The sequence below is a fragment of the Streptomyces corchorusii genome, from assembly GCF_001514055.1.
GTDB classification, from domain to species: domain Bacteria; phylum Actinomycetota; class Actinomycetes; order Streptomycetales; family Streptomycetaceae; genus Streptomyces; species Streptomyces olivaceoviridis.
This window is the reverse complement of record NZ_KQ948358.1, coordinates 13,088-39,267: the sequence shown is the minus strand read 5'-3', so window position 1 is coordinate 39,267 and position 26,180 is coordinate 13,088. Positions and strand designations below refer to the sequence as shown.

Sequence of the window (26,180 nt, the reverse complement as noted above, 5' to 3'; positions counted from 1 at the left end):
GCCCTTCTCGTGGCCCCTTACTGCTGGGGCGGGGCCGGGGGAGCCTGCGGAGGCTGCCCCGGCTGCGGCTGCGGCTGCGGCTGCGGCTGTGACGGGGGCTGGGGCTGCGGCTGTCCGGTCTGCGGGTAGCCCGGCTGCTGCGGCGCCCCCGGGTACGGCTGCGGCTGGCCCTGCTGAGGCGGGTACGGCTGCTGCGCCGGGGCGTACGGCTGACCCGGGGCCGGGGGATACGGCTGCCCGGGGGCCTGGGGGTACGGCTGCCCGGGGGCCTGGGGGTACGGTTGCCCGGCGCCGTACAACTGCTCCGGCATGGGCTGTCCGGGCATGGGCTGGCTCGGCATCGGCCCTCCCGGCATGGGCGGGGCGGCCACCGGCGGCGGGTTGCCGTCGCTCGTCCACAGGCCGTGCGCCTGCTGGTGGCGGGTGAAGTCCTCGGCGACCATCGCGGCGAGGTTGAAGTACGCCTCACGCGTCTTCGGCCGCATCATGTCGAGATCGACCTCGGCGCCGGCCGCCAGATGCTCGTCGAAGGGCACGACGATGACGCCGCGGGTGCGGGTCTCGAAGTGCGCCACGATGTCCTCGACCTTGATCATCTTGCCGGTCTCGCGGACCCCGGAGATCACGGTGAGGGAGCGGGAGACCAGGTCGGCGTACCCGTGCGCGGACAGCCAGTCCAGTGTCGTACTGGCGCTGCTCGCGCCGTCCACGGACGGCGTGGAGATGATGATGAGCTGGTCGGCGAGGTCGAGCACCCCGCGCATGGCGCTGTACAGCAGACCGGTGCCCGAGTCGGTCAGGATGACCGGGTACTGCCGGCCGAGCACGTCGATCGCGCGCCGGTAGTCCTCGTCGTTGAACGTGGTCGAGACGGCCGGGTCCACGTCGTTGGCGATGATCTCCAGACCGGAGGGCGCCTGGGAGGTGAACCGCCGGATGTCCATGTACGAGTTGAGGTACGGGATGGCCTGGACGAGGTCACGGATGGTGGCCCCGGTCTCCCGGCGCACCCGCCGCCCGAGCGTACCGGCGTCCGGGTTGGCGTCGATGGCGAGGATCTTGTCCTGCCGCTCGGTGGCGAGGGTGGAGCCGAGCGCGGTGGTGGTCGTGGTCTTCCCGACACCGCCCTTGAGGCTGATGACCGCGATCCGGTAGCAGGAGAGCACCGGCGTGCGGATCAGCTCCAGCTTGCGCTGCCGCTCGGCCTCCTCCTTCTTGCCGCCGAGCTTGAACCGGCCGCCCGCCGCCGCGGGCCGCCCGCTCTTCGCCTTCTGCTTCTTGTTGTTGAGCAGCCGGTCCGAGGACAGCTCCACGGCGGCGGTGTAACCGAGCGGCGCGGCACCGGGGTTGGTCGGCTGCCGCTGATCATGCTGAAGGGGCTGCGGCCACGCGGCACCGGAGCGGGGGTCGACCGGGGCGTGCGGAGCGCTGGGGGCGCCGTCCGCGTTCTGAGGCGGCTGCGGGAATCCGTAACCGCCCTGCTGCGCCTGCGGGTCGGGATTCCCTGGCTGAGGGAAACCGTAACCGCCGGGCTGCGCAGGGGGGTTGACCGCGCCCGGCTGCGGGAATCCGTAACCGCTCGGCGGGGTGGGGCCGTTGGAGTGCGGCTGGGGCGCCGGGGGCTGCGGGAATCCGTAGCCGCCGGGCTGGGCCGGTGGGGTGGGGGCGCCGTGCGCCGGGGTGCCGGGCTGCGGGAAGCCGTAGCCGCTCGGCGGGGTGGGGCCGTTGGGGACCGGCTGCGGGCCGGGCGCCGGAGCGCCGGGCGCGCCCGGCTGGCCCGGTTGGTGGGCGGGGGCGGCCTGGCCGGTTTGGTTCGGCTGGTGCCATGCGGCGGGCGCGGGCTGCGGCGCCTGCGGCTGGAACGGCGGCTGCTGGCCGGGCATGCCGGCGGGACCCTGACCGCCGGTCGCCTGCGGCTGCCGGCCGGGCATCGGACCGGGCTGTGGCGGGGCGGCGGCCGGCTGCTGCCCGGGCTGTGCGGGCCACTGGGCGGCGGCAGCCGGGGCGGCGGGCTGGTACGAGGGCGGCAGCGGGGGCAGCCCGTTCTGCGGCGCGGGCGGCGTCCAGCCGGGCTGGGCGCCCTGCGGGGCCGGGGGAGCGGGCGGTACGGCGCCGTAGGGGGCGCCGGGAGCGGGCTGAGCCGCGTGGGGCTGGGCGCCGGGGTGGGCGGCGTCCGGCTGGGGGAAGCCGTATCCGCCGGGCTGCCCGGGGGCGGGGTGGGGCGTGTGGGCCTGCGGGGCGCCGGATTCCGGGGTGCCGGGGTGGGCGGCGTCGGCGTGCTGGGCCGCGCTGTCCGACGCACCGCTGTCCGCAGCACCGTCACCCGGCAGTGCGCTGTCGTCCGCCGCACCCGGCTGAGGCGCACCGGCCTCGGCCGGCACGCTCGCGGTCCCGACGTCCGAGGGCTTCGGCGCATCGGACTGCGCCGAGTCGGCGGAGCCGTCCGCCCGGGCGGGACGCACGGCGCCGTCCGCGCCCACGTCAGCGCCGTCCTTCTCGGCGTCACCCTTGTCAGCGGGGGCCTGCTCGGCAACGCTCCCGTCCGACTCGTCGGACTCGTCCGACGCGGTCTTCTCATCGGCGGCGGTCGCGTCGGACGCGGAACCCCCCGAAACGGCGGCCTCCGCCACCGAGCCGTCCTGCGCGGCAGCCTCGCCACCGGACTCCTCGGCGCCGTCCTCGCCGCCGGACGTCCCGGCACGGTCGACGTCGCCCTCGCTGTCGACGGACCCCTCGGCCCCGGACGCACCCAGAGAACCCTCCGAACCACCGGACCCCTCGGCATCGGCAGAGCCCTCGGCACCACCGGAGCCCCCATCCCCGGACTCGGCCGGCTCTCCGGAGGCGCCAGCGCGCTCGGCGATCTCCGCCATCTGCCGCTTCAGGGCGACGGCGGAGAACCGCATGGTCGCTCCGCTCTCCAGATCCCCGTTGTCCGTCTCCGGCTCGACCGCACCCGAAGCGGCCGACGCCTCCGGCTGAGCAGGCTGGGCCTGCTGCGGCTCGAAGCCCTCGGGCAGCCGAGGCATCGGAACGGGGTCACCGGTCGGCGGTGCGGGCTGCGCAGGCCCGGCCGGGGGAGCGTACGCGGTCCCCTGCGGCGGAGTGAACGACGCGCCCTGCGCCGGACCGTACGGAGTCCCCTCCGCCGGACCGTACGAAGGCCCCTGGGCCGGGATGAACGGAGTCCCCTGCGGGGGCGTACCCACCGGCGGGGTGGCCGGCGGAGGCGGTGTCGGGCCCGGTACCGGCGCGGTATTGGGGAACGGCAGCCCGGGAGCCGCCGGAGTGCCCGAGTCACCGGCAGCCGCGGACCCGGTGGACCCGGCGAAACCGCCGGCACCTCCCGTGCCGCCGGCGCCACCGGCACCCGTACCGCCCGCTCCGGACGCGTTCTGCGTGTACCAGGCGGGGGGAGCGTAGTCGATGGTGAACTCGCCGGTGGTCTCGACGGCCTCCGCGTCGGGCTGGTCATCGCCGGGTGTGTCCCAGCCCCCGCGCATCCCGTCCCGATCGCTGCTCACAGTTCCTCCTGGTGTGGTCGAGCACCCTCATGCCGTGCCGGGGCGGCCATGCCGTGTCGTACCGAGTCGTCCGTAGTCGTTCGGGGCGGTCCGAAGCACCGGCTCTCCCCCCGGGACACCGACGCCGGTTCACGGGTCCTGTCATCGCGCCCGCTCCCAGCCTAATCACCAGGAGCCGCACCTCGGCAGGCCCGCCCACCTCTCCGCGCCCGCACACCAGGTCACGGCACGCGTGCAGACACCTGTCCACACCGTGCGATCGCGCACAACACCCTGAACAAAAGGGATGGAAAAGGGCAGTTCAGTCCATCCGTCGGGGCGTGCCCAACAATCCGACCTCGGCGTCGGTGGGTTGGGTCAGTACGTACTGCCGGTCACGGTCGGTACACCACAGGGTGACGCCGTCGGGCAGCCCCGGCAGCGACTCCACCTCGGTCCGCGACAGCCCCATCGTGCGCCCGAGTTCGGCGGCCTCGTCCGGCGAGACCCGCTGGATACCGGCGAGCCGCGCCTGCCGCAGCAGCCGGGGCGCGACGGGGCTGAGATACGGCAGCAGGGTCAGCACGGACTGCCAGGGACCGGACACCACCCGGCCGCGCGGGGGCCGCATCCCGCAGTCCCGCACCACCAGCACCGGCGTACCGGCGGAGGCACCCTGCGGCGGCACCCGCCCGACGTCGTACACGGACAACCCGTTCTGCCCGCCGCCCATGGCATGCACCATCTGCATCCAGGCCTGCGGCCGCCCGGTCTCCACCGCGACCCGGGCACCTGTGGCGGCGGAGCGCAGGGCCATGACCTGCGCGGTCCACAGGCCGCCGATGAGCACGATGTCGTACGGCGTGGGGCGGTTCACCCCGAGGATGGCGGGCTGCCCCTCGTTGTTGACGCCGACCACCACGCCGTCGTCGCCGATGGGCAGGGTCAGCGCGTCCACCTGCTCCACGGGCAGGGTGTGCCGCGGGTGACGGGGGCCGAGCAGGCCGAAGCCGGTGCGCAGCCGCTCACCGAGACCCGGACGGGACGGGGTGGGTGAGGTCGTCATGGTCATCAGCGGGCACCTCCGAGCGGCAGGGTGGCCAGAACGCCGGGGAGTTGTTCACGGTCCAGGCGTGCGAGCCCGGTGCGTGCCTGCTGCGCCGCACGCTCCAGATCCCGCCGCGCGTCGGTCAGTTCCTGCTTGCTGCGGCCGGTGATCCGCACATGGCCGGTGACGGTCACGTCCTGCTGCGCGCCCTTGGCCAGCGTCAGGCTGAAGGTCGTCGCGAGCGCGGGCACGGCGGTCAGCTGTGCCACCAGCTGGGCCAGGGAGCCGCCGGAGCCGCCGAGCTGGGGCCAGCGCCGCACCCAGTAGGTGGTGTGCCGGCGGTTGTCGCAGCGCCAGCTGCGGCTGGACTCCTCGGTCCGCCGCTGCGGCGCCTCGCCCCGCCCGGCCTGGGCGGTCACCATCGGGTTGGCACACGCGGAGGTGGCGATGGCGGCCGTCAGCTCCTCCTCGGTGAGCACGTTCGCCCGGAACCCGGCGCCGGTCAGCCGGCTCGACAGGTGTTCGGCCGAGCGCGCCAGGCACTTCTGCGCCCCCAGCAGCCCGCCGCCGCGCGCGGCCACCGCCTCCGGGCACAGCTCGGGGTCGAGCTTCAGCGCGATCCAGGTGATGCGGACCGCGGGGGAGCCGGTCTGGGCCTGCAACGGCGCGTAGTTGCTGACGACGACGGACTGCTGAGGCAGGTGCAGCGCGGGCGCGGGCTGGGTGTGCACCACGATCTGCGCCGACTCCAGCTGGATGCCGTCGACTTCGAGGACGTCCCGGACGAGGGCCATCGGCAGCGGTCGCCTCCCGCGCTCCGCGCGGAGCGCGTCGACGTCCGACTCCACCTGGAGCACCGCTGTCAGGAAGCCGCCGTCCCCCACCATGCCGATCGGCCGCTGATCGCGGTCGTCACCGCGGTTGAAGCTGAACGTGCGCAGGGTCGGGTCGCACTCCACGGCGGGCGCGAGACCGGAGTCGGTCCCCGGCGGCACCGGAGTGCTCGCGGCCCGTCGTATGCGGGACCGCATGGCCAGCAGGGTGCCGAGCCATTCCGGCAGGGAGCGTCCCCGGCGCCGTACGACGGCGAGCACCACGAACACCAGGGAGACGGGGGCGACGGCGATCAGCGCCATCGTGCCGATGAGCCAGCCGCACAGCGCTAGCGCGCCCGCGATCTCCAGCAGCACCAGCCGCTGCACCGCGAACGAACCGCCTCGGCCCGAGCGGGACTCCAGACGCGGCGCGAAGGCGCCCTGGTAGGGCGTGGGTGCCTGGTGGGCGTCGTCGCGCCCGGAGGAAGAGCCGCGGGCACCCGACCGGCGCGCGCCACTCGATCGTGACCCCGATTGCGATCGCGACCGGGTCCGCGTTGCGGAAGCCATCACTTCAAAACCCCCGAACTCTCCCGAATTCCCTTGCGCTCCGGTCCCTTCAAGCCCTGAGCACCCTACCCGTGCCACCAGCACGTCCTCGCAACAGGCATAGTAGGGGCCGGGTCTGACAGTCGAGGCACCAGAGGCAAACCGAGGACGGGGGACGGATCTTCACAGGTCCCCCACGGCTCCGCAACGGGGAGAGAGCGGACACAGATGGCATCACGGCGGGACGAACTCAACGCCTACACCTTCGCGAAGCGCCGCACGCTCGCGTCCTTCCTGCGGCCTTCCCCCTCCGGCTCGGAAGAGGGCGCTCCCAAGCCGCTGGGCGCACTCGTCCCCGGCGTCGTCGTCGGTGTGGTGATCCTCGCGGTGTTCGGTGCGATCGGCATGTTCAGCCCGACGGCACCCAAGGGCTGGGACACCCCCGAGGAACACGTCATCGTCGCCAGCAAGTCGACCACCCGGTACGTCGTGCTCAAGACGGGCAAGCAGAAACAGCTCCACCCCGTCCTCAACATGGCCTCGGCCAAGTTGCTCCTGGACCCCGGCAAGGCCAGCGTCATCACCGTCGACGAGGGGATCCTGGACAGCGGCAAGCCTCCGCACGGCGCCACCATCGGCATCCCGTACGCGCCCGACCGCCTGCCCTCCCCGGAAGAGGCCGAGGCCGCCAAGCGCTGGGCGGTCTGCGAGCGCCCCGCCGACGGTGGCCGGGCCATCCAGAAGGCGGCGTTCGTCCTCGCGAAGAAGGAGTGGTCCAAGACGGAGGGAGCCGACAGGCTCACCCGAGGCGACCTGATGTACGTCGTCGGTCCGGACGGCAAGACCCAGTACGTCGTCGACGCGCGGGGCACGGCGTACAAGCTCGCCGACCCGGGCGACAAGGAGCTCCTCAAAGCCCTCGACACCCGGGGCCGTGCCCCGCAGCGCGTCTCCCAGGAATGGCTCGACACCCTCCGCAAGGGCGACCCGATCGCCATCCCGCCGATCGAGGGCACACCCGGCGCGAAGGCCGACGCCGGGATCATGCCCGCGCAGTACGACAAGGTCGGCGAGGTCATCAAGGCCTACGACGGACAGGTGTTGCGGTACTACGTCGTCCTGCGAGGGGAAGTGGCCCGCATCTCCGAGTTCACCGCCACGCTCCTGCTCAACAGCGGTCAGCTCGTCGGCGTCGGCCAGGCCGGCGAGGCGCAGCAGGTCAGCCCCGGCGCGGTCGCCGACAGCACGGCCTTCGAAGAGGACAAGAACTGGCCGACGTACAAGCCGAGGACGGTGAACGACGGCTCCAGCGCCACCAGCGGCCGCAACACGGTCTGCAACGTGCTGCGGTCGGTCGGCGCCAAGGGAGCGACGACCCTGTCCACCTGGGTCGGCAAGGACTTCCCCGCCCAGCTGCCCACGGGTTCGTCCAGTGCCTACGTCACCGCCGGTTCCGGTCAGCTCTACCGTCAGTTCCAGGGCACGGAGACCACGGCCGGCGGCGTCTTCCTGGTCACCGACACGGGCCTGCGCTACGCCTTGCAGTCCAACAGCGACAGCGCCACCGACGACAAGGGCATCGGCACCTCCGCCAAGAAGCGCAAGGAGGAACTGGCCGAGGCGAAGATCGCCCAGACCCGCCTCGGTTACGAGAAGCTGACGCCCACGCCCATCCCGCTGGAGTGGTCGACCTTCCTGCCGACGGGCCCGCGCCTGTCGGAGGCGGCGGCGCGGCAGCCGCAAGGTTCGTAGCGGCGCGCGGAGGAGAACGGACTCATGCTGAAGGCAAGGACGTCGGAAGCCGCGACCCGAGCGGTGGTCGTGGTCGCCGCGGTGGCCCTCACCGCGGCGACCACGGTGCTCGCCCTGCCCCCTTCCCCGGCCCGGGCGGACGACGGCCAGTGCACGTTCCCGTCGAAGCCGTACGCGGGCCGGCCGTGGGCGCTGCAACGCGTCAACCTGGACGAGCTGTGGGCGCAGTCCACGGGCAAGGGCGTCCAGGTGGCCGTGATCGATACCGGTGTGGACGTCAGGAACCCGCAACTCACCAAGGCCGTGGACGCGTCCAAGGGCAAGAACCTGCTGCCCGACAAGAACCGCAAGGGCGAGAAGATAGACCGCGGCAACAAGTCGGGCACCACCGACACGGTCGGCCACGGCACGCGCGTGGCAGGCATCATCGCGGCCCGCCCGGCGAAGGGCACGGGCTTCGTGGGCCTGGCCCCGGACGCCACGATCATCCCGATCAAGCAGAACGACGCCGAGGGCGACGGCACGGCCGACTCACTGGCCTCGGCGATCACGTACGCGGTCCAGGCGGGCGCCGACGTCATCAACATCTCCCAGGACACGGCCGAGGCGCTCGACCCGAAGACCTCGAAGCTGAAGGACGCCGTCGACTATGCCCTGGGTCATAAGGTCGTCGTGGTGGCGTCCGCCGGCAACGACGGCCTGGGCGGCAACGTCAAGGTCACGTACCCGGCGTCGTACGAAGGCGTCCTGGCGGTGGCAGCCTCCGACCGCAACAACGAACGCGCCGCGTTCTCACAGTCGGGAGACTTCGTGGGGGTCTCGGCTCCCGGCGTCGACATGATCTCCACGGTCCCGGGCAACGGCCACTGCTCGGACAACGGTACGAGCTTCTCGGCGCCCTATGTCGCGGGAGTCGCCGCCCTGTTGAAGTCCAAGTACCCCGACTGGACGGCCCAGCAGGTCGTCGCCCAGATCGAACAGACCGCGGAACGCGCGATCCCCGGGCGTGACCGGCTGGTGGGCTGGGGTGTGGTGGACCCCGTGAAGGCACTCACGGAGGTGGACCCGGCGCACCCCGTCGAGTCCCCGAAACCCGAGAACGGCGTGGCCAGGGGAGAGGCCCCGTCGGTCACCCCCCTGCACTTCGGCGAGACGGCCGAGGAACGCGACAACCGTCTGGCGACGTACACGGTCGTGGGGGGCCTGGTGCTGGTGGCGGGCCTGACGGGCACGGCGGTGGCGGTCCGCGACGCGCGCCGCAGGCGCGGTGGTCGCCCGCGCGCTTCCTGACGTCGGTTCTCCGGCGGCGTTCGGTGACGCCGACATGGTGCGGCGGCGGTGTCCCCCGAGGCACCGCCGCCGCACGTCGTACCGCTCTGTTCGCCGTGAAGGGCTCGTGTCAGCTCGCCGGCGGCGAGGCCTTGTCGTCGGCCTTCAAGTCGAAGTTGATCTGGCTCCCCTTCACGGAGGAGACGGTCACGGTCACGCCCAGCGTGCTGCCGTCGTCGGCGGTGAGCGTGCAACGGGTGGTGGTGCCGACCTTGCCCGCGAGGTCCTCCGGACAGGTGACGTCCGGCTTCGGTCGACCCGTCTGTGCCGCGAGCTTCTCGGATACCGTGTCGGCCAGTTTGCCGGCGGAGAGCTTCGGTTCGGACTTCTCCACGGTGACCGATCCCGAACAGCCGACAAGCAGCACACCGGCGGCCACAGCCGAAATACTCCATGCTGCTGCGGACGTGCGGGCTATCGCCATGGGGGGCTCCATTCCGGGTATCAGGACGAGAGAACGCCCGAAGCATACTGGCACCCAGGAAGCTTCATGAATCCTCCATCCCGCCGACGCAGCCATTCACTTGGCCTGCCGGAAGTCCTCACCGGGAATACTCATCGGGAATCAGACGCGCGGTCGAGGACATTGCAAAGGTAATCGAGCTTCGGCAGGACGTCTTCTTCCCGGAGCCGGCCCTTGGTCCAGGTGATGAGTTCGCCGCCGTCGAATCGGAGCGGGCCGTCGGCGTCCGCTGCGCGGACCACGGAACCCCGGACGGTGTCCGCAGCGGTGACCGAGAAGACGGCGTAGTACGACGTCTTCGTGAGGGAGCGCCCGGGACCCGCCGACTGGACGGTCCGCACGTCGCGGTACTCGAAGCAGCGAACGGTACGGCCGCGATGCCGGCCCTCGACGCAGTCCCACACGCTCAGTCCCGACGACACGTCAGGAAAGGGGGCGGCGCCTTCGTAACGGTCGGCGCCCCCCGCGACCCGCGCCCGGTACGTCCATCCCCGCCGCCGCGCGAGGGCGACCAGGGCGGAGACCTCCTCGTCACCGCGGGAGTTCTCCTGTGCGTCGGACCAGCCGGCCCAGACGATGCCACTGAAAGCGCCGCCGAAGAGAACGAAGACACCAGCGGCGGCCAGGAGAAAGTGACGGCGCGGTATTTCGCGGTCGTTGACGATGACCACGTTGCGCCGTTTCGTCGGATGCGGCAGGTCGTCGAAGTTCATCGAGGAGTTCGCCTTCTGATGTCCGCAGGTGCCGATGCTACACTTCGCGCGCCGATCATTAAGTGCGTCAATGAGCATTGCCTCGGCAGGAGTTGATGAAGAGGAGGGCAGCCGTGGCTGATCCTGATCTGGGGGCGGATTCACAGTCTCTCAAAAAGGGCGCCAAAGACATCGTCGAGGCCCTGCGCCCGACCGAGGGTTTCGATCTGGAGGGGTCGGCGGGACGGAGCTCGTCCTTCGGGCATTCGTCGGCGTCCTCGTCGTTCGTGGCGTTCTGCGCGACCTGGCAGGCGGGCGCGCAGATCCTCAGCGGCAGCACGGCCCAGCGCGCGGCCGGGCTGATCTCGGCATCGGGCACCTTGACGGACACGGACGGGCAGGTCCGGGACGCGGCCAACTCCGTCAAGACGAACCAGGGCAAGTAAGGCAAGAGCGGGGGAAGCAGTGGCAGCCGCACTCGGGTCGACGAAGGACCCCAAGGAGCTCATTCCCGGTGACGTACACGCGCTGACCGAGCTCGCAGACACCATGCAGCACTGGGCGGACAAGTTCGACAAGGTCGGGTCCAATCTGCGGGACGTGAAGGTCCCCGGCTGGCACGGAGAGGCCAGCGACGCGTTCTGGAAGAGCCTGAACGGCGAGAAGGGCAACTGGTACATCGCATCTGACCACATGGCAGGTGCGGCCGGCGCCATCAAGTCGTACACCAGCATGCTCCACTGGGCGCAGGGGCAGGCGGCCGACGCGATAGAGAAGTGGGACAAAGGCGACCACGCGGGAGCACAGCAGGTGCTCAGCACCGCGCGCACCCAGCTTGAACACGAGGCCGGAACGCTCTCGTCCAAGCTGGAGAAGCTGTCCGGCGGCGCCAAGGACAGCCCGAACTGGCTGACCCAGGCGCGGCAGCTCGCCAAGGAGCTCGGACTCGGCCAGACCACCGTCAAAGAGGACGAGCTGTGGCAGTACGGGAACAACCCTGCCGACAAGCGGAAGCGGCAATGGGGCTACCAGGATCCCAACGCCACGTCGGAAGATCCCGACGCGCCGAAGAAGGTCAGCTGGTCGGTGAAGATCGCCGAGTTCAGCGGCGGTGCCAATGTCTGGTCCGCGGACGCCAAGGGCGAGACCACGGTGGGCGGCGTCAAGTTGTCCGGCAACGCGGGTGTTTCGCTGCTCGGCAATGACGCCTCCGCGGTCGCCGGCATCACCGACGGGAACCTGGAGCTGAAAGGGACGGCGAGCATGTATCTCGCCAAGGCCGAGGCCGGCGGCAAGGCCGAGTACGGCATTCTCGGCCTTCAGGCCCAAGGCAGCGCGCTGGTGGGCGCCAACGCCGAAGCGAAGGCCACCATCGGCAAGGACGGCCTGCACGGGGGCGCGGAGGCTTTCGCCGGCGCGAAGGCCGAGGGGTCGGCCGCCGCGGACGTGGGCGGTGTCGGTGCCGGTGTGACCGGCGAGGCGTGGGCCGGCGCGGGCGCCTCGGCCAGCGTCGACGTCGGCAAGGGCGACGACGGCAAGTACCACGTCGGCGGCGAGGTCGGTGTCGGACTCGGGCTCGGCGGGAAGGTGGGCTTCCAGGTCACCGTCGATCCGGGCGAGGTCGTCGACACGGTCGGTGACGCCGCGGACGCGATCGGCGATGCCGCGGGCTCGGCATACGACCACACGCTCGGCAAGTGGTTCTAGGCTTGCGATGAGGCTCAGCAAGGAAGTGGGTTCACGATGACGGGCACGCTGCCGGTCAAGATCTCGTTCTCGTTGCCGGACGGCTGGCGATCGGCGCCGCCGGACGAGGTGGGGGCGCCCGATGCGGCCTTCGTCGCTCTGCACCCCGCCTCCATCGACGGGTTCACGGCGAACATCACCATCGCCGGCGGCATGCGCAACGACAGCGCCACCATGCGGCAGATCGCCGACGAGTCGGTACGGCGGCTCGGGCAGGCCGGCACCGTGGAGGTCACCAAGCAGGAAGAGGTGGGGACTCCCGACATCCCGGGGCTCACCGACTCACCGGGTGTCGTCCAGAACCTGCGCCTGTCGACCACCCTGCACGGAGAGCCGCTCGAACTGGTGCAGAGCCAGGTCTACCTGGGCCTGGAGGATGTGGACCGTCCGTCACAGCGGGCGGTGATCGAGCTGGTGCTCACGGCGAAGCCGGAACAGCTGGCGGCGGTGCTGGACGACTTCAAGCAGTTCGTCCGCTCCGTACGGGCGGACCAAGCCGCCTGACGCCCGGGTCGGCGGTCTCAGACCGCCGACCAGACCCGCGGCGGGATCCGGTCCAGCACATCGCACAGGTAGCCGAGCCGCTCGTCGAAGTCCTGCGGGCTCAGCCGGCCCCGGCGCCAGGTGATCAGCTCGCTGTTGTGCAGCCGGACCGGGAAGTCCCGCACGGCCTGCGGCTGCGCGGTCAGGAAGGGCGCCACGTCGCCCGCCAGGGCGTCACGGGCGAACGACTCGTCATCCGTGATCACCCGGAACGCCTCGTCGAACTCCGGCACGCCGAGCTGCACCACACGGCCACGCTGTGTCATCCCGTCGAGCGCCTGCGGCCGTCGCACCACCAGTTCGGGCCCGGGGCCCGGCGCGGCGATCGCGAACACCGTCCAGAAGACGGGCTGGTTCCGTCCCGGGCCGTCGTGGACGTCGAGGGTGCCGGTCACATACTCGAAGCAGCGGAAGCCACGACCCCGGAACTCCCCGGTGATGTAGTGCTCCGCCCGCAGGTTGCGCCCGCTGACGGGCAGCGGCGCCATGCCGCAGAGCCCGTCGATCAGCCCGTATGTGGCTTGCTGGTAGCCGTAGCCGCGCTCCTGGGCGAGTCGGATCGCCGCGGCTCTCTCCTGCACGCCGCGCGCCCGGTTCCGCTGGGCGCGCACCATCATGGTGATGACGAGGGCGAAGATCCCTCCCACGACCAGGATCATGAGCACAGGCATCAGTACGGTCATGGGACGCGATTATGTCTGATGACGCCCGCACCGTCGGCCGGGCGCCGGGAGCGTTCCGGCTGAGTCACTCGTGGTAGCGAGGGCAATTGGCACCGGTCAGCGAAGGAACCGAACTCGGGAGATTCGTTCGTTCTTGCAGTCGGCCTGTTCGGGCGGGCTGTCGCCATCAGCACGAACTACGACAAGCATGACCTCGACCTGCACAGGGTGATCGACCTGCGTATCGAGGATAGTCACCCCGAGGATGTCGAACCCTGCCGAGTCGAGTGCGTGGCGGGGCCCGGTGCGAAGCCGGCTGGCTCTTCCGGGTCTTGCGCTGGCGTGGGTGCGTCCGAGGCTGTTGGGAACGACGGCCCGGAGGTGTGGCCGTTGTGCGGGCGCGGCGCGCGAGGTGACGTTGTTTCGACTGGAACTGTCCGGGGGCAGCATCGAGGCGTGGAGGTTTGCTGTAGATCGCATGAGGGGGCCCGCGCTCAAGCCTTCACGTTGATGCATCGCTGATCGTCGAACTGGTGGGGCGCGACTGTGTCGCCGTGCGCGTTCGCTCATTAGAAACGGGCAATTCCGACCAAGTGTGGCACCTGGGTCTTAGGTGAAGTCGAGCCAACAAGCCTGCCTGGTTGGACCGGTTGGACGGGTTGACTAGAGTGGTAAACGCGTTGTGAGACGCGGCTCGCTTTGCGATCGTACGGCGAGCGGTTGGTCGGCCCTCGCTCCGGAGGAGCCGATGGATGTACGGGGAAACGGGGAGGAGCGTCGTGCTTCCGTCAGACATGGTGGGGGGCGTGTCGGCGACCAGGGCGGCGAACCTGGAGGCCAGTGGCGAGGCGCTGGGAAAGTTCGTGGGCCAAGTGGACGAGGTGCTGAGCGCTCTCGAAGGGTCCGCGGGCAGCCCGGCGAAGGTCGGTGCTCAGACGATCAGGGCTACGTCGCTGACGTCTGGAGGGGAGAGCGAGTTCCCTGAGGCGCACGGGCTGTACAAGCAGTACACGAGAGTTCATCAAGAGCTGACGACCCTGTCCAAAATCTTGCACCTGCAGATCGAGGCGACCGGCATTGCGGTCACTGGTGCGCGCCATGGCTTCGAAAAACTCGAAGAGGAGCAGCGTCAGCGGTTCTGGGCGATCCAGACGGAGATCGGGAAGCTCCAGCGCAAGAAGGACGACAGTCAGCACGCCAACGACCCGAAGACTGGCGCGGAGTTGTGACGATGACGGACAAGAAGCACAGCGGCGATCTGCATCGCGTTTCTCAGCAGAACTCCGCGACGGACATCGTCCGTGGTATCGAGGACGGTCCGCGGGGCGGGTTCCTCAACGGCATGATGCGCTCGGCGGTCGAAGCGACTCCCTTCGGGCGAGCCTTGGCCGCCAGGACGGATTTCGACAAGCGCGACCTTGATCTGAACAAGATGATTGATCTTGTCGAGGAAACCGACCCGGAGGACCTTGAGTCTTCCGGGAAGGCCCTGTGGGATGCTCGCGATGCCATCAAGAAGGCTGCTGACGACCTCAAGGCCTACATCGACAAGGTCCCCTGGGTCGGACTGTCGGGGCAGGAATTCCGTGATTGGGGAGACAACCTCGTCAGGAACACCCATCACCTGAGCGAGTTCGCCGGAGCGGCGGGGGACCAGATCACCGCTGCAGCCGTGGGCCTCGCGGCCGTGCGTGGTGGCATGCCGGCTCGTGACACCAGGGCAAACCCGAAGCGGCCCGACAAGTTCACCGACGCGGAGAAGGCCGCGAACAAGGCGGAGTACGACCATGCCGTGCAAGTGGAGAAGGACCGTCAAGAGGCGATCAACCAGATGAACCGGTTGGCGTCGTACTACGCGGTCTCGGAAGAGGTTCTCGCGGCCCTGCCCGCCAAGGATAAAACGCCGAACTTCACGTCCATGCCCAAAGTCGGGGTGCCTCGGCCGCGGCCCGTCAGCTCGTACGGGGCTGACCGTCCGACGGCCGGCACGGGCTCGCACACAGGTACCGGTTCCGCACCTGCCATTGGCCATCACACCACTGCAGTGGGACAGGACAACGCAGTCCACCACGTCACCGGCGGCACCACCTCGCCCCACATCCCGACGACGCCCAACAACCACACCGTCCCGCTCCCAGAGGAGCCGCCTGTCGGTACGAACATCGATAGCACCGGCACGCTGCCTCCTCCCACAACCACACACACGGCCGGCCCCACTCCGCCGGTCACAGGCACGCCCCCGGCAGGCGGCGGCGGTCAGCCCGACCCGTTGGGTGGCGCCGGCTACCGGGTTCCGCTGCCCAATCCGACGTCGGGCCGAAGCCTGAGTGGTTCGGCTGGGTACCGTACTCCTCCCTTCGCGCAGGGGCGGGCGGGTGCGGCCGGGCTGACCAATCCCCAGGGTCCCGGACGAACCGCGGCACAAGGACCTATGAACCAGATGGGGCGTGCCACGTCGACGGGACAGCCCGCCGGTAGGGGTACTGCGTCTCCGATGGGCCGCGCGGTCACTGGTGGTACGCCGCGGCCTGGCGGCACGGCGACGCCCCGGGCGAACACCACGCCGGCCACCGGCGCCGGTCGTTCCAATGGAGTCGTCGGGGGGCGCCCCACGGCCACAGGTGGTCCGGCGAAGGGCGGGGCGAGGATTCCCCGTGGCACGGTCGTCGGGGCAGAGGGACAGGCCAGTTCGCAGGCCAGGACCGGTCGGTTGGGTCAGCGTGGTGTCTTCGGGGCATCCGAGTCCGCGGCGCGGCCCGGTGCAAATCCGACCGATTCGACCGGCTCTCGTACCGGTACGGGCACCTCCGAGGCTGTTACGGGCAGGCCGGCCGGGCGGAACTCCGCTGCGGGTGCCGAGCGGAACGGTATGACGCGTGGTGGTGCCGGTCTCGTGCGCGGTGCTGGCCGTAAGCGGAAGGCTGAGGACGGGGACGAAGAGACGCAGTTGCCCGAGAAGCCCCGGCGTGATGTGCCGCCGGTAGCGAACTGACCGCGAGCGAGGACACGGAAGACGATGAAGTCAGGGATGAGCCGACGAGCCGAGCGGGTTTCGCTCCATGGGACACGCAGCGGTAGACGAGTGCGTGCTGTGGGCGCGGCCGTCGGCGTCCTGGTGGCCACGGCCGTGGGGTTTGCGCCGGGCGCTGTTGCAGATGATGTCCAGGCAAAGCAGTGGTACCTGGGTCCGATGCAGGCTGAGCAGATGTGGAAGGTCAGCACCGGTAAGGGTGTCAAGGTCGCTGTCATTGACAGCGGAGTGAACGCGGATACTCCTTCGCTGAAGGGGCAGGTCCTGGCTGATGAGACGCCGAAGTCGGTGGCATACCGTGCGACAGTCGACTACGAGGGTCACGGGACGACCATGGCGGAGTTGATCGCGGGTACGGGAGCCGGGGGCAGCCTGAAGGGTCTGGCGCCGGGTGCGAAGATCGTTCCGTATCGGATTGAGCTGGACGATCTGAAGGGCGGGGCGGAAGAGAAGAAGAAGACCCCAGAACCGGAAGATGCGATCAGGGCGGCGGCCGACACTGATGTGAAGATCATCAGCATGTCGTTCGGTGAGACGGCTCCCATACCCGAGGTGAAAGAGGCCATCGAGTACGCGGCCTCGAAGGGCAAGCTGCTGATCGCCGCGGTCGGCAATGACGGCCTGACGTCGGGGGACAACATCGGCTACCCAGCCGCCTTCCCATACGTAGTGGGAGTGACGGCGGCCGACAAAACCGGCACCGTCTCGAAGTTTGCCTCGTCCGGTGGCTACGTGGACTTCGCTGCACCGGGCCAGGGCTTCCCTGGTTGGTGCGACACCAACTTCCGCTCCTACTGTGACGACGCGAACGGAACGAGTTCGGCCGCCGCCATCGCCTCGGGTGCCGCCGCCTTGATTTGGTCTGCGCACCCCGACTGGACGGTGAACCAGGTCACCCGTGCTCTCATCGACACCGCCGGCCGCACCTGGCCGAAGAACAAACCGAGCAAATACCTCGGTTATGGTGCCGTTCGCCCGCGCGTGGTTCTGGCGAACGCCCACTACAACCCCGGTCCTGCGGACGTCGATCCGCTCGCCAAGGAGAACGGCGGCGACCTGCTGGCCAAGTCCGCGGCGGCCTCCACGTCTTCCCCCTCCTCGTCCCCGTCTGCTCCTTCCTCCTCCGCATCAACCCCGTCACAGGCCCCGGAAAAGGGTTCTACCGGCGGGACTTCGGCGGCAGGATCAAGCACGGAGTCGTCGAACGACAACACCACGCTCTGGGTCGCGCTCGGCGCCGTAGCCGCCATCGTCGTGATCGGCGGTGGCGGGCTGGCTGTCGCGCGGGCGCGGCGTGCCAGGTGACGTCGTCAGCCGTCTGTAGCCCTGTGCTCTTCGGATAGGGCGTGCAGTACGCGCCCGCCGCCGTACCGCACTGTGCGGTAGTGGGCCAGGACAGTTGGACCAACGAGACAGACAGAGAAAGGGCTGAGATGGCCGAGAACAAGCAGAAGCTCGAAGATGCCGCAGTAATCCACCTGCAGAAGCAGATGCTGGAGAAGTACGACGGCATCCGGAAGCGGGTGCACGGGCTACAGGGCGTGATCGACGGCCTGGAGGGCCAGTGGCACGGTATCGGTCGTGCTGCCTTCGACTCGAAGCAGTACGAGATCAACCAGTCGCTCCAGGCCATCGGCGGCATCCTCGGCGACGTCATCGAGGCCATGACCGCGACGCGCAACATCAAGGACAGCAAGGAAGACGAGGTCCGCGCGGCCGTCAACAAGATCGACGTCCGGGACGGCGCTCCCACCGTGTCTCCGCTCAGCTCCTACTGACCGAGCGACAACCAGGACTTCAGCCGGGGCACCCCGGCGCATCCACCGGATACACATCAGCGAGACGAGGTAACAGGTATGGCCAACAACGCTGACGGCCTGTCAGTCACTTATGACGGGCTCGATGTCGCGGCGACCAAGATCGGCAACGAGGCGAGCTTGCTGGAGCAGGACCTGCAGGAGCTGCGCCGGCTGGTCGTGAGCAGCCTGCAGTACTGGGAGGGTCAGGCCCAGGACACCTTCCACGAGAAGCTGAACCGCTGGGACAAGGAGGCGAACGACATTCACCAGGCGCTGGCCGGGATCGGCCACGTCGTCGCCCAGTCCGGCGGTACGTACATGGAAGGCGACAAGAAGGCGGCCAGCTACTTCCGCTAGGCCGAGGGCCGCAGAGGCGGCAAAGCAACGTCAGGGTGGGCGCGCGCGGGAGGCGCCCACCCTGCTGTTGTCTCGGGCAGGAAGCCGACCAGGGGAAGAGGAGTGAACGTCCTCGCCGCCGTACCTGCGTCGGGCCGGGCAAGGAACGTTACCCGGCCCGCATCTGGCGGCTCAGTCCACATTGAGGAGGGCATGGCGAGCGCTCCGCCGCTGTGAGGCGGAAAAGCGGCCGGCGGCAGGTGCCGCCGGAATGCTGCTGGCTGCGGAGCTGCCCTCCTGGCGATGTACTGAATCCCATCGGCGCTTCTCTTGCCGGCCACGGGCTCGATCACGCATCGGGCACCGCAGTCGGCAGGTCGGCTTCCGAAGCGCAGCCTGCCTCCTCAGCCACCTTGCGGGAGATGGAGTTGAGGATCACCATACGGTCTTTGTCGACGCTGTTCCCGCGCAATTGGGAGCCAGTGGAATACAGTTCCGCCTTCACATACTTCGTGTCGCCGATGTATGCGCCTTTGGAGCCTGCTCCGGTGGCGCACTGGAAGAACAGGTCAGCTCCGTCGCGGCCCACTTTGGCATACAACCCCACGGGGTATCTGACCTTGCTGTCGTTGGATTCCTTACCGGACGCTTTGGGGTAACTCTGGGATGCCGAGAAACGGATTTCAAGAAGTGGCTTCCCGCTCTCGTCCCCGGTCTTGTACACCCAGCAAGCTGGGCGCTGACGATACTCGTCGTGCAGATGCTTGACTGCGTTTTGTATGGAAAACGTACGAGGCTGTCCTGCCTCGCTGGCGGCACCAGTGGACTCGTCGAACTGATCAGTGCCGGCCAGGTTCTGGAGCGCTTGCCGGGCGGGAGCGTCGAGTGCTCCGTCGCAAATCTTGCTCGCGGTCGTGCCAGACGTCTTCGCCTGCTCTCGATCAGAATCACTGCTGCAACTTGTCACAAGAAGCGCCGCAGCTGTAAGAGAGAGAGCCGTCCCGTATGTACCGTTCCTTGCGATTCGCAGCACTTTACGCCCCTGCTCAATCCTTGTAGGGAGGCCGGCCACGGTAATCGTTCTCGTGGGAGCCGGTGCCCAGGTAACTGCTCTTTGTTTCTTCGACCCATTGCTGCTGGTCAGCTACAGCCCTGGCGTTTGGGTGATCCTTGAAGTACGCATCATAGGTCGATCCAAGATCATCGACCCCTCGTCCGTAGAATTCACGGCTCGTCATCTGTGACGGGACCAGAGGATCGGACTCTGCGTCATCCGTCGCCTTGTCGATTTCGTGCCCGAGCAGCGTATTGGCCGCATTGGTGATGGTGTCCGCCGCGACGGGGGCGATGACGACTGCGGCAGCCGTCGAACCGGGGAGCGGAATGGAGGCGACCCCACCTGCCACTACTGCTCCGACCAGCAGTTTCTTCCAGTCACCCGACCGGCCCAGTGCCTTGTTGGCTTCCTCTGAGTTCTCACCGTACGTCGTTGCCGCCTGCTCCACGCGGGAATTGTCCAGGATGCCGCGGGCTTCCGCGCCTACCGACATGATGTCCCGAGCCTGGTTCATATGCGAATCACTGGTCGGCGGATGGGCGTCGAGCATGCTCAAGGTATACACATGCTGGGCGGCTGTCACGGCCTTGTGTGAGTTCTCGTCCTGACCGAGGACGCTCAGGAAATCGATGGCTCCCTGGTTGCCGAATTGGGCTCGTCCGGCATATCGAGCGGGGAAGTCGAGAGCGTCCTTGCTGTGGTCGCCGATACCGGACAGTTCGTAGTCGATGTCATCGATGTACGCACCGGCCATCTTTCCGAGGCTGTCGGCCAGTTCGGGCTGATCGTGCAGCATTTTCGGACCGTCCTCTCCACCGTAGAGGAAAGCGACCTGCTCCATGACACCGGCCGTGGCCGCAGTGCGACGGTCACCCGCCGCGACGTCCTTCGGGGAGGCATCAGCAGAGTAGCCGGTCGTGGCTGCTTCCAGCGCGCGTCCGAGTGAATTGCGTGCTGCGACGTAGTCGTGGTTGCCCTGCATCGTGGCGTCGGAGACCCAGACTCGCTCCTTCGTCAGGTACTGCAGGTGCTCGTTGACCTCGGAGTTCTTGTTGACTGTGGCACCGCTGCCGTCGGGCTGGGCGAAGAACTGTGCCGATGCATCCGGATTATGGCCGAGCGCCTCCAGGAATCCGGCCATGGGGTCGCGGCCGCGATCGTTCTTGTAGCCCCAGTAATTGAGGTCGCCGTCGTTGAAGTTGTTGACCCAGGCGTTGATGCCCTGGCCGTTCATCTTCTTGTCGTATGCGAGGAGCTTGTCGCCGTAGTCGTTGAGGAACTGGTCGTCGTAGTCGCCGAAGCGCATGAGGTTACTCATGACTGCGTAACCAGTTGGGTTGCTCGCGTCGTCGATCCCGAGCTGGTCGGGACCCAGCCGGATCATCTGCCGCTCCCAGTTCTGCATTTTGTCGCTGTCCGAGAGGGTGGCTTGACCGACGATGATCCCAAGATTCTTCTGGAGCTGTTTGGCTTGCTTGGCGCGGTCGGGGTCGTAAGTTCCCTGGTAGGGGTCGGCGATGCCGGCCCAGAAGGTCAGCACCTTCTTCGGGCCAACCTGTGTGGCGAACTCTTCCGCGAACAGAGGGTCGTTCTTGTACTTGGCCAGGGTGGAGTTGAGTGAGGCGAGCTCTGTGCTCGTCACGTCGTGCGGATTCTTCGCAAGGATCTTGGCCATCAGGTCGGCGTCCGCGACGGCCTTGGCGGCTTCGTCCCGGTTCTCGTAGTGGGCGCCGGAAAAGCCGTACTTTGCCTGGTCGACCAGGAGTCTGAGCGCCTTGGCCGCAGTACTGTCGCTCTCGGTCGCCTTGCCGAGAATGCGCTGAATCTCGTTTCGAAGGGCCTCGACGTCTTCCTGGCTGACCGCGCTTGTGCTGCCACTGGGATCGGAAGCCCAGTCGGGACGAGGATTGCCGCTGACGGTGAAGGTCCCGCCCCCGGTATCGATCACGGTGCAGTACTTGTACGGAGCGCGTTCGAGGGTTTCGTTCAGCTCGTCTCGGTAGCCGATGAGTTCGCCGCGGGTGTCCTTGAGGATCTTCGTGATGGAGTCCGCCTGCGTGTGGGCGTCCGCGAACTCCTCCGCGGTCTTGCCGATGAACTCCCGGCTCACCTGTGCGTTGACACCAGCCCAGTTCGCTTTGTCCGCACGACTCTTCAGGTTGGTCTGGGCGTCCTCCTTCAGCGTCGCCAGGTTCCTGGTCATCTCCTCCCAGTCGGTGATGGCCTCTCCGAGCTGCGAGAAGTTTCCGTAGCGCAAGGCATCGAGATCCATGGTCGTCAGCTGCCCTTCCGCTCGTCGAAGCCCTGGTCGAGCTGGGAGATGCTGCTGAGAGTGCCGGCGATGTAGGACTCGTCGGCGGCGTGCTGATTCTTGGTGTAGCGGAGGTGGTTGGAGATGTGGGCGCAAGCGTCGAGGAGGCTCTGTACCTGGTCCACCCAGCGTCCGGCTACGTGATCGAGGGCAGCCCCGATGTCGAACCCCTCACTCTTGAGCCCTCCGGCCGCCTTGATGGAGGACATACGGGCGTGGTCGCTGAACCGGCCCAAGTCCTGGAACAGTTCGTGAGCAGCGGAACCGATCGCGGCGAGATCCTTCTGGTGCACGGTGAGATCACCACGTGTACTTTCGCCGCCTCCGTTGTCGGGCGTGACATGGTTGAGCCGCATGTGTGCGGACTGGTTCTGTGCTGCCTTTGCTTTCAGCTGCTCCCACTCATCCCACGCCATGCGCGGTTCCCCCCGTTTCCTGGCTCCCGCCAACGAGCGGAAGCCTCGCCAGATCAGCAGTGTCTACGTGCCTCAGTTCTCCGCCTCCATCAATCCCACCTGAACCATGGGCTTCCCCCGCTTCCGAGAAACGAAGATCCCACGCCCCGCCGGCATCGGCCGCGGTCGGACGCCGCCCAGGAGGTCGCCCTCGGCCGGGTCGCCCGCGAGGACCACGCCTTGGGCGCCGAGTTCCTTGATGCGCTGCATGAACGACTCGTAACCGGCACGGCCCGCGCCCGCCGTGGAGCGGGCGATGATGAAGCGGACGCCGACGTCGCGGGCGAACGGCAGCAGTTCCGTCAGGCCCGCCAGCGGGTTGCCGCTCGACGTGGACACGAGGTCGTAGTCGTCGATGACGACGTACACCGTGGGACCCCGCCACCAGCTGCGGTTGCGCAGCTGCTCCGGGGTCACATCGGCGGTCGGGGTGCGGCGCTGCATCAGGTCGGCCAGTGCGTCCATGTGGTGCTGCATCTGGTTCGACATGGGGATGTACTCGGCCAGGTGCGACTTCGGGGTCACCCCGAGCAGCGAGCGGCGGTTGTCGACGACGAAGAGCTTGCAGGTGTTGCCGTCGTACCGCTCGGTCAGGCGCTTGATCAGCAGCTTCAGCAGGTTCGACTTGCCGGACTCGCTCTCCCCGAACACCAGGAAGAACGGGTCCTGTTCGAAGTCCACGAACACCGGCTCCAGGTTGTCCTCGTCGAGGGCGAAGGAGATGCCGCGGTTCGGGAAACGGTCGCCCGGCGGAAGCTGCGTGGCCGGGAACTCGCGGGGGAGCAGGCGCACCTCGGGCGCGCCCGGCTCCTGCCAGTGGCGGGTGACCTCGGCTGCGAGGGCGGTCGTCGCCTCCGCGAGGTCCGTGTCGGACGAGAGGCCGTCGATCCGCGGGACCGCCGCCATGAAGTGCTGCTTCTGCGGGGTCTGACCGCGGCCCGGCACACCGGTGGGGACGTTCGCCGCGACCTTGCGGTCGATCTCGGAGTCCATGGGGTCGCCCAGCCGCAACTCAAGGCGGTTCATCAGGTGGTCCTTGAGGTTCGCGCGGACCTCCATCGAGCGCGAGGCGGTCAGGACGAGGTGGATGCCGTAGCCCAGACCGCGCGCGGCGATGTCCAGCACCAGCGGCTCCAGCGCCTCGTAGTCCGTGCGGAAGTTGCCCCAGCCGTCGATGACCAGGAAGACGTCACCCCAGGGCTGGTCGGTCACCGAGATGTCCCCCCTCGCGCGACGGGCGCGGAACTCCGCGATGGAGGAGATGCCCGCCGAACGGAAGTACTCCTCGCGCCGGGTCATGACGCCGTACACCTCGGCCGCCGTGCGCCGGACCTTCTCCGGGTCCAGACGGGACGCGACACCGCCCACATGCGGCAGACCGGCCACCGCGGCCATGCCGCCGCCACCGAAGTCCAGGCCGTAGAACTGCACTTCCCACGGGGTGTGGGTCAGTGCGAACGACGCGATGACCGAGCGCAACAGCGTCGACTTGCCGGACTGCGGGCCGCCGATGATCTGCATATGACCGGCCGCGCCGCCGAAGTCCAGCCAGAGCGGGTCGCGCCGCTGCTCGTACGGCTTGTCGATCAGGCCGACCGGGACGACCAGCCTGCCCGCGCCCTCGTAGCCCGGCTGGGTCATACCGCGGCCCGGGACCGGGGCGAGCCCCGGCAGCAGCGCGTCGAGCGACGGCGGGCTGTCCAGCGGGGGCAGCCACACCTGGTGGGCGGCCGGGCCCTGCGCCTCCAGGCGCCGCACGATCACGTCGAGGACGGTGTCGGCGAGCGCGTCGTCCTGCCGCTTGCCGGTCTCCTCCTCCTGCCGCTGCTGCGGAATCGGCACGTACTGCACCGGGACCTCGGCCGCCGTGAACAGGACCGGCCTGCGGTCGACAGGCAGGGGGCCGCCGAGGGCCGCGGCCTGCTGCGAGCTGGTGCGGTACACCCCGGAGACGTACGCGGCCTTGAAGCGCACCATCTCGTCCGTGCCGAACTTCAGGAAGCCGGAACCGGGGACGTTCGGCAGCTCGTAGGCGTCCGGGACGCCGAGCGCGGCGCGGGACTCGGCCGCCGAGAACGTGCGCAGACCGATCCGGTAGGAGAGGTACGTCTCCAGACCCCTCAGACGGCCCTCCTCCAGGCGCTGCGAGGCCAGCAGCAGGTGCACGCCGAGCGAACGGCCGATACGGCCGATCTGCACGAACATCTCGATGAAGTCCGGCTTGGCGGTCAGCAGCTCGCTGAACTCGTCGATCACCAGGACGAGGGACGGGATCGGCTGCAACGGGGCACCCGCCGCACGCGCCTTCTCGTAGTCGTGGATGTTGGCGTAGTTGCCGGCGTCGCGGAGCATCTCCTGGCGCCGGTTCAGCTCACCGCGGATGGAGTCACCCATGCGGTCGACGAGGGTCAGGTCGTCCGCGAGGTTGGTGATCACGGCCGCCACGTGCGGCAGCTGGGCCATGCCCGCGAACGTGGCACCGCCCTTGAAGTCGGCGAGGACGAAGTTCAGCGTCTCGGAGGAGTGGGTCACGGCGAGGCCGAGGACCAGGGTGCGCAGCAGCTCGGACTTGCCGGAACCCGTCGCACCGACGCACAGGCCGTGCGGGCCCATGCCCTCCTGTGCCGCCTCCTTGAGGTCGAGCATCACGGGCCGGCCGTCCTCGCCGACACCGATCGGCACGCGCAGCCGCTCCGACTGGGAGCGGGGCCGCCAGGTCCGCTTCGGGTCGACCGACGCGGCGTCACCCAGGTTCAGCAGGTCGGTGAACTCCAGGTTGGCGAGCAGCGGTTCGTCGTCGTCGCCACCCGATGCCATGCGCAGCGGCGCCAGCTGACGCGCCAACGCCTCCGCCGCCTCGTACGAAAGGACGTCCGGGATCCCCTCGTAGACCATGCCGTGGGCGGACTCCAGGCGCAGTTCCTTCGGCTGCACGACGACCGACAGGTCGCCGCGCCCGATGGTGAGGTCGCCCGGTACGACCTCCAGGACAGTCACGCCTTGCAGGCCCTCGGGGTTGGCCAGCAAGGAGGTGGGCGGAAGGGAGATGCCGTCGAGCACCACCACCAGATGGGGCTGTTCGGGCACGGGCGGCCCGGACGGGTGGAAACGCGGGCGGCCTTCCAGACGGGAGGCGAGCCGGTCCTCCAGCTCGACCGGGTCGGCGCTGATCAGGCGCATGCTGCCGGCGCCGTCGGTGACGCCCGGAGCTTGCACGTGCGGCAGCCACTTGGCCCACTCCCATTCGGGCGCCGACTCGCGTGCGGTGACGACGGCGATGACCAGGTCCTCGGGGGAGTGCAGCGAGGCGAGGGAGGCGGTGACGGCGCGGGCGGTGCCGCGCACGGTGCCCGGCTCGCCGCTGATCGTCACGTGGTAGAAGGCGCGCAGCGACACCGCCATCGGCAGGTCGTCGAGGGTGCTGTGCGTCGCCAGGAAGCGCTGCACGGCGCCGGCGGTCAGCGGCTCCAGCTCGTCGACCGGGGCGGTCTGGGGCAGGATCAGGGGCGTGGCCAGGGCCTGCGGGCCGAGTCCCACGCGTACCTGCCCGAAGTCCTCGTCGGCTGTGCGGCGTTCCCATACCCGGCTGCCCTCGGCGACCAGGGCCCACAGTTGCTCCGGCGAAGGGTGCAGGTAGTACTGGGTGTCGCGCTGGGCCAGCGCGGTCTCCACGGCGGCACGACGCGTCTGCGACAGATAACGGAGGTAGTCACGGCGCAGGTCGGCCATCTGTCCCTGATTGCCGCGGCGGTAGCGGACGAGCATCGAGATGCCCATGGCGATCGTCGAGGCCACCATCACCAGGCCCATGATCTTCATGAAGGGCTGGGCCTGAGGGTTGAAGAAGAACACCACGGATCCGCCCATGCCCAGCATGGGCAGGAGCTGCATCAGTGCGCCTTCCTGCTGACCGCGCGGGAGTTCCGGCGGAGCCTGCAGCACGACCTCGTCCGTGGGCACTTCCTTCGGCAGTGCCCGCGGTGGGCGCTTGACGACGATGTGGCTCACTACGCACCAATTCCCTTGCCGGACCGAGATGTTTCATCCGCCGCCCCGTGTCAGGCGGACGTCGATCGCGAACCGCGATCC

At 68.9% G+C, this 26,180-nt stretch carries 20 protein-coding genes and 1 pseudogene; 10 read left to right on the top strand and 11 right to left on the bottom strand.

Features of this window, described 5'->3' with window-relative positions; all coding sequences use genetic code 11:
- Nucleotides 1–17: 17 nt before the first annotated feature.
- The 4 genes and pseudogenes from AQJ11_RS21270 to eccE all read right to left on the bottom strand — a co-directional run bounded on the left by AQJ11_RS21270 (nt 18) and on the right by eccE (nt 5,936).
- Complete coding sequence (locus AQJ11_RS21270; protein ID WP_244218311.1) at nt 18–3,029, bottom strand: MinD/ParA family ATP-binding protein; 3,012 nt, start codon at nt 3,027–3,029, stop codon at nt 18–20.
- 417 nt (nt 3,030–3,446) lie between these two features.
- Nucleotides 3,447–3,503, bottom strand: a pseudogene (locus AQJ11_RS52705) (hypothetical protein); the annotation flags it as partial.
- A 322-nt stretch (nt 3,504–3,825) separates the two neighbouring features.
- Nucleotides 3,826–4,575: a hypothetical protein gene (locus tag AQJ11_RS21265; protein ID WP_059264054.1), complete on the bottom strand. Its 750-nt coding sequence runs from the start codon at nt 4,573–4,575 to the stop codon at nt 3,826–3,828.
- On the bottom strand, nt 4,575–5,936 hold the full coding sequence (gene eccE, locus AQJ11_RS21260) for a type VII secretion protein EccE (protein ID WP_059264053.1): 1,362 nt from the start codon (nt 5,934–5,936) through the stop codon (nt 4,575–4,577). The genes AQJ11_RS21265 and eccE overlap by 1 nt, the downstream gene beginning before the upstream one ends.
- A 207-nt stretch (nt 5,937–6,143) precedes the next feature.
- Between eccE and eccB the strand changes: the two genes are divergently transcribed.
- Both eccB and mycP read left to right on the top strand, forming a co-directional pair.
- Nucleotides 6,144–7,667 (top strand): type VII secretion protein EccB, encoded by a 1,524-nt coding sequence (eccB, locus tag AQJ11_RS21255; protein ID WP_058082109.1) that lies wholly within the window; start codon nt 6,144–6,146, stop codon nt 7,665–7,667.
- Nucleotides 7,668–7,691: 24 nt separating this feature from the next.
- Entirely contained in the window at nt 7,692–8,957 is a 1,266-nt protein-coding gene (gene mycP / locus AQJ11_RS21250; protein WP_059264052.1) for a type VII secretion-associated serine protease mycosin, read from the top strand.
- Between the two features lie 109 nt (nt 8,958–9,066).
- Here mycP and AQJ11_RS21245 read toward each other — a convergent pair whose 3' ends face one another.
- Nucleotides 9,067–9,420 (bottom strand): DUF4333 domain-containing protein, encoded by a 354-nt coding sequence (locus tag AQJ11_RS21245; protein ID WP_059264051.1) that lies wholly within the window; start codon nt 9,418–9,420, stop codon nt 9,067–9,069.
- Between the two features lie 131 nt (nt 9,421–9,551).
- Nucleotides 9,552–10,250 carry a hypothetical protein gene (locus tag AQJ11_RS21240; RefSeq protein ID WP_159061680.1) on the bottom strand — a complete coding sequence of 233 codons (699 nt, stop codon included), beginning with the start codon at nt 10,248–10,250 and terminating at the stop codon, nt 9,552–9,554.
- A 35-nt stretch (nt 10,251–10,285) separates the two neighbouring features.
- Here AQJ11_RS21240 and AQJ11_RS21235 point away from each other — a divergent pair, with 35 nt between their 5' ends.
- From AQJ11_RS21235 to AQJ11_RS21225, 3 genes are read left to right on the top strand one after another with little or no spacing between them, the layout of a single operon-like run.
- Nucleotides 10,286–10,597 (top strand): hypothetical protein, encoded by a 312-nt coding sequence (locus tag AQJ11_RS21235; RefSeq protein WP_159061679.1) that lies wholly within the window; start codon nt 10,286–10,288, stop codon nt 10,595–10,597.
- A 19-nt stretch (nt 10,598–10,616) separates the two neighbouring features.
- On the top strand, nt 10,617–11,858 hold the full coding sequence (locus AQJ11_RS48325; RefSeq protein WP_059264048.1) for a putative T7SS-secreted protein: 1,242 nt from the start codon (nt 10,617–10,619) through the stop codon (nt 11,856–11,858).
- 36 nt (nt 11,859–11,894) lie between these two features.
- Nucleotides 11,895–12,401, top strand: a complete 507-nt coding sequence (locus tag AQJ11_RS21225; RefSeq protein WP_244218310.1) for a hypothetical protein — start codon at nt 11,895–11,897, stop codon at nt 12,399–12,401.
- A gap of 17 nt (nt 12,402–12,418) precedes the next feature.
- Here AQJ11_RS21225 and AQJ11_RS21220 read toward each other — a convergent pair whose 3' ends face one another.
- A complete protein-coding gene (locus AQJ11_RS21220; protein ID WP_059264047.1) occupies nt 12,419–13,123 on the bottom strand; it encodes a hypothetical protein in 705 nt (234 codons plus the stop codon).
- 758 nt (nt 13,124–13,881) lie between these two features.
- Between AQJ11_RS21220 and AQJ11_RS21215 the strand changes: the two genes are divergently transcribed.
- The 5 genes from AQJ11_RS21215 to AQJ11_RS21200 all read left to right on the top strand — a co-directional run bounded on the left by AQJ11_RS21215 (nt 13,882) and on the right by AQJ11_RS21200 (nt 18,289).
- Nucleotides 13,882–14,331, top strand: coding sequence for a hypothetical protein (locus AQJ11_RS21215; protein WP_059264244.1), 450 nt, complete (start codon nt 13,882–13,884; stop codon nt 14,329–14,331).
- A 2-nt stretch (nt 14,332–14,333) separates the two neighbouring features.
- Nucleotides 14,334–16,094, top strand: coding sequence for a hypothetical protein (locus AQJ11_RS46130; protein ID WP_079082370.1), 1,761 nt, complete (start codon nt 14,334–14,336; stop codon nt 16,092–16,094).
- A gap of 90 nt (nt 16,095–16,184) precedes the next feature.
- Nucleotides 16,185–17,438: a S8 family serine peptidase gene (locus AQJ11_RS21210; RefSeq protein WP_398780604.1), complete on the top strand. Its 1,254-nt coding sequence runs from the start codon at nt 16,185–16,187 to the stop codon at nt 17,436–17,438.
- A 128-nt stretch (nt 17,439–17,566) separates the two neighbouring features.
- Nucleotides 17,567–17,911, top strand: a complete 345-nt coding sequence (locus tag AQJ11_RS21205; RefSeq protein WP_030657588.1) for a WXG100 family type VII secretion target — start codon at nt 17,567–17,569, stop codon at nt 17,909–17,911.
- Between the two features lie 78 nt (nt 17,912–17,989).
- Nucleotides 17,990–18,289, top strand: coding sequence for a WXG100 family type VII secretion target (locus tag AQJ11_RS21200; protein WP_058082116.1), 300 nt, complete (start codon nt 17,990–17,992; stop codon nt 18,287–18,289).
- A 328-nt stretch (nt 18,290–18,617) separates the two neighbouring features.
- Here the strand turns inward: AQJ11_RS21200 and AQJ11_RS49285 are convergent, their stop codons facing one another.
- The 4 genes from AQJ11_RS49285 to eccCa form a co-directional block, all read right to left on the bottom strand.
- Entirely contained in the window at nt 18,618–19,301 is a 684-nt protein-coding gene (locus tag AQJ11_RS49285) for a hypothetical protein (RefSeq protein WP_159061677.1), read from the bottom strand.
- 13 nt (nt 19,302–19,314) lie between these two features.
- Complete coding sequence (locus AQJ11_RS21190) at nt 19,315–21,597, bottom strand: DUF6571 family protein (RefSeq protein WP_059264046.1); 2,283 nt, start codon at nt 21,595–21,597, stop codon at nt 19,315–19,317.
- A 5-nt stretch (nt 21,598–21,602) separates the two neighbouring features.
- Nucleotides 21,603–22,052, bottom strand: coding sequence for a hypothetical protein (locus AQJ11_RS21185; RefSeq protein ID WP_059264045.1), 450 nt, complete (start codon nt 22,050–22,052; stop codon nt 21,603–21,605).
- A 72-nt stretch (nt 22,053–22,124) separates the two neighbouring features.
- Complete coding sequence (eccCa, locus tag AQJ11_RS21180; protein WP_059264044.1) at nt 22,125–26,099, bottom strand: type VII secretion protein EccCa; 3,975 nt, start codon at nt 26,097–26,099, stop codon at nt 22,125–22,127.
- Between the last annotated feature and the right edge of the window lie 81 nt (nt 26,100–26,180).